General features: G+C 68.4%; 3 protein-coding genes. All 3 read right to left on the minus strand.

Annotated features, from left to right (window positions below; translation table 11 throughout):
• Positions 1 to 276: 276 nt before the first annotated feature.
• A complete protein-coding gene (locus QMG73_RS45945; protein ID WP_281906468.1) occupies positions 277 to 2,046 on the minus strand; it encodes a recombinase family protein in 1,770 nt (589 codons plus the stop codon).
• Positions 2,043 to 2,192 carry a hypothetical protein gene (locus QMG73_RS45950; protein WP_281906469.1) on the minus strand — a complete coding sequence of 50 codons (150 nt, stop codon included), beginning with the start codon at positions 2,190 to 2,192 and terminating at the stop codon, positions 2,043 to 2,045. The genes QMG73_RS45945 and QMG73_RS45950 overlap by 4 nt, the downstream gene beginning before the upstream one ends.
• A 68-nt stretch (positions 2,193 to 2,260) precedes the next feature.
• Positions 2,261 to 3,865, minus strand: coding sequence for a hypothetical protein (locus QMG73_RS45955; RefSeq protein WP_281906470.1), 1,605 nt, complete (start codon positions 3,863 to 3,865; stop codon positions 2,261 to 2,263).
• Positions 3,866 to 4,194 lie beyond the last annotated feature (329 nt).

Raw genomic sequence — 4,194 nt, forward strand, 5'->3', positions numbered from 1 at the left:
CCCAGGTGATCTACACCGGGGCGGCCGCCGTCACCTGTAGTGACACCCGTGGCCCTGACCACAGTGGACGATCAGACGTTCTGAATAGCGCTCATGGACTGTGGACAGCTCCGCGACGTCCGCGTGGGCGTATGAGCCGTGCTCTGATGCGATATACCAACACCAAAAGTGCCATTACGGTGCGCCCCACGATGGACATGCGCCAGCCGCCGGGCCCGGCCGCCGGCCCGTCGCGCGCATGCCAGGGCGCCGGCGGATGCGCTATCGGCGGCTTTCCTAGCCAGCAAGGAACGTACCGAGCGGCTTGACACGCTGATCGAGGCCGCACGCAGGACGAACCGTCGGCCGCGCAAGCGACGCCGCAGGGCCGTTCCCCCGAACCTCGCCGTTGACACCTAACAGCCCGCTATCGACGCGGTCGGTGTTCGTCCGGCGTCGACGTCCGGGTTGGGTTGCTGGTTCGGTGTTTCGTCTCTCGGTTTTCTTGTGGGCTGGGTGGCGTAGGTAGGGCTGGATGTGGTGGCGGTCGTAGACGTCGATGCCGGTGATCAGCAGGTTGGTCAGTGTCTTGATCTGGTGAGGGTCGGCGGTGGCCAGCATGTGGTGGAGGTGCTGGCGTGCCTGGCCGCGGTCCGCGGGTGGTGGTGGCTTGGTGTGTTCGAGTTCGTGGTGGAGTTGGTCACGGCGGGCGATGAGCTGAGCTGCCTGGAGGGTGAAGGCTTGCAGGCGTTCGCGGCATAGGTGTGCGGGTATGGCGTCGGTTTCGAAGGCATTCAGGTAGCGGCCGATTTTCTGTTGGACGAGCGTCATCTGAGCAGTGACGGCGGCGTGTTCGGCGCGTAGCGCGGAGGTGTTGTCGCGGTGTGTATTGGCGACGGCGGCGAGGGCGTCTGCGGGGAGGTCGGTGTCGCGGTAGGCGGCGGCGATCGTTTTGAGGATCTGTTGTTCGAGTTGGTCGGCGGGCAGGCGTGGGCTGTTGCAGGCTTGGCGGCCGTATCGGGCGTGGCGTTGGCAGGTGTAGTAGCGGTAGCGATGTCGTCGGCCGTGGGCGGCGGTGCCGACGTAGTGGGAGCCGCAGGTCATGCAGGTGACGAGGCCGGCGAGGAGATAGTCGCTGGTGTGGGCGGTTGGGGTGGCGTCGTGGTGGGCGCGGCTGGTGCGGATGCGTTGGACGCGGTGGAAGGTTTCCTGGTCGATCAGGGGTGGGTGGGCGTTGGGTGTGGTGATGTTCCGGAACCGGGTTTCGCCGAGGTAGGTGCGGTTGGCCAGGATCTTGCCGATGGTGTGTCCGGACCATGGGCGGCCGGACCGGTGGCGTAGCCCGCGGGCGTTGAGCCGGGCGGCGATGGCGCGGGTGCCGGTGAAGGTGTCGGCGTAGAGGGCGAACATCTGCGCGAGGATGGGTGCTTCGGCCTCGTCGGGGATCAGGTGGTGGGTGTGCGGGTCGATGCGGTAGCCGTAGGGGTAGGTGCCGGTGGTCCATTGCCCGGTGGCGGCTTTGCGTTCCATGCCGTTGATGACGCGGTCGATGTTGAGGTCGCGTTCGAACTGGGCGAATACGCCGAGCATTTGGATCAGCATCCGGCCGACTGGGTTGGAGGTGTCGACGGGCTCGGTGGCGGAGCGGAACCCGACGCCGGCGGCGGCCAGGTCGTCCAGGATGGTTACCAGGCCACGCAGGGAGCGGGCGAGGCGGTCGACGCGGTAGACGAGCAGGATGTCGAAGGTTCCCGTCCGGGCTGCTGCTAGTGCTTGCTGTAGGCCTTGCCGGTGCAGGGTGGCGCCGGACTTTTCGTCTCGGTACATCGGTTCGATGAGGGTCCAGTTGGGCTGGCTGTCGATGTACGCCTGTAGCCGGGCTGTCTGAGCTGGCAGGCTGAATGGCTGATGGTCCTCGTCCGTGGAGATCCGGACGTAGGCCGCTACCCGTACCGCGTTGATGTCTGGCGCCTCAGTAGCGTGGCCGGACGGTATTTCGTTCGGCTGGCTCCCTCCGCTGGCTGGCCACGCCGAATGTGGCGGCGAATCCGTATGCTCGCCCGTCATTTCAGATCGCTCACGCCGGCCGAGGATGGAGCACGGACAGGGCGGGCCTCTTGCTCGGTGACTTCCAACTGAGAGTTCCATTGCGCGGCCATGATTTGCGCCAGCGCGGTGACTGCCCGCGCGTACACGTCGTCGGTCAGCTCCACGGCTATCGGTGGCAGCACACAAAGCCCGTCGCTGGCTGGCCGTCGGCTGGTTCTCCCGGCCTCCACTATCAGCCCGTCGCCCACCGCTGCCCCCTGTGGAATCCGTCGGGCTCGGTCCGCTGCGCCGGTATGTTCCGGCGCCCACGAGCCGTGAGCTCGGTCGCTGGTTCGGGCGCATGGGCAATCATGCTGCGGTACCAGGTGGTGTCGTAGCCGCGAACACGCTCGTGCTGGGTGCGGGTCTGTTCGTCGCGGTATCCGGGGTGCGGCGCGGTCGCGCTCCATTGCCCGATGAACGGCGCGATGTCTTCGGTGTCGGGGGCGATGGCGAAGTCCACGTCGGCGAGCAGGGTCGGGTTTGTGGTGGGGTCGAGCAGGTCCGCCTTGCTGCGCGCCCAGGCGATCCAGCACGCCAGGTTCTGCCGCCCATTCGGATCCACCGGCGTGGCTGCCTCGAGGGCGGCGCAGAAGCCGCGGATGGCCTGGGCCGCGACCCAGGTGTCGAACGCGGCCCGGAACCGGCGGGTGCGCAGCATGTCGACGGCCTGGACGGTGGCGGCCGCTCGGGCCTGCTCCCAGCGGGCCCGTTCGGCGGCCTCGCGGCGATGCCACAGTTCGAGCTGTCCGGTGACGACCGGGTCGGGCTCTGCCGCAGGGTGCTGCTCGGCGCGGTGTCCGGCTTCGACCTCGGCCAGGATCGCGCCGAGGCGGGTGTCGAGCCGGGAGCGTTTGCTGTCGGTCCAGGTATGCGGTGTGCCGTGCCGGCGGCGGCTGATCTGCAGCACGAGCCGACCGTTTGGTACCCGGTCGGTCGCCGGGAGCGGGACCCACGGCTGAAGCTGGTGTAGGCGCTGCTCCTCGTCGGTCGGCACGTGCGGGATCTGGTCGTGGTCTTCGCTGATCTGGACCGCACGCTCGGCGCCGTGCAGCCGCAGCAGCAATCGCGGGTGCGGACCTCGGATGTTGGCCACGAGCGCGTGGCCGCGATAGCGGGCGGTGACGGCGAGCCTGCGGATCACATCGAGTGCCCGGGGCAGCAGGTGCGGTGACACAGGCAGGTGCGTGGGATCTTGCTGGACCGCGGCGATGATTTCCTCGTCGGTGGTCAGCCGCCGGTGGGTCGCGACCCGGAACCGGTCCCAATCCTCCCGGTGGGCCAGGTCGTAGAGGCGGATGACCAGGTCGCCGCGGTCCCGGCCGGTGTGCCGCAGCTGGTACCCGTCCGGGATCAGCGAATGCTGTTTGGCGGCGTGGATGGCCCGCCGGTAGCGGGCGCGGGTCGGCTCGTCGGGCCGTTCGATCCGCACCAGGCCGTCGCCTTCGGTCAGGCGGTCCATCAGATGGTGCGCGAACGCGATCGTGCCGGTCGCCTCATCGACGGTCACCGCCCGCCGTGCGGTGGAGGCTGCGGTGCGTCGCGCGGTGGCCGGCGGCGATGGCCGGTAGCGGGGGTGGTCGGGATGGTGCCCGTGGGCGAGGTAGAAGTGTCCGGCGGGCGTGATGGCGGCCCGCCAGAAGCCGCGTCCTCGGGTGACGTTGACCAGCCGGCGACGTTGCAGCGCCCGTGCGCAGTTGCGGTGCGCCACACTGTCGGTCGAACTGAGGTCGTTGCCGGCCGCGATCTGTTCCAGCAACGTTTGTTGCCGCTGGTTGAGCCGATCCCACCGCTGCACTCTTCCACCGTGCCGACCAGCACTCGGTCGGCGCAATGTGGACACCCGGACGGCTGACAGTCACCACGGTCGGCATTCTCGCCGTGGCATGGTGAAGTTCAGATAGTCCCGCATCCAGCGGTGATAGATCCCGTCCTGGTTGTCCGGCCGCGATCCTGCCGCACCGCAGGGACCGCAACGCCGGTCGTCGGCAGGGCGAGGCCGAGGAAGGGGGATGGCGTGTACCGGCCGTACGTCTGTCAACGGACATCTCGATCTCCGGTTGTGCGGACCGCGGACCTCCGGCTGTGCGGACATGAGTTCTCCGGGTGGGTGGTCACCAGATCTCC

Source organism: Phytohabitans aurantiacus, from assembly GCF_027923225.1.
Classification (GTDB): Bacteria; Actinomycetota; Actinomycetes; order Mycobacteriales; family Micromonosporaceae; genus Phytohabitans; species Phytohabitans aurantiacus.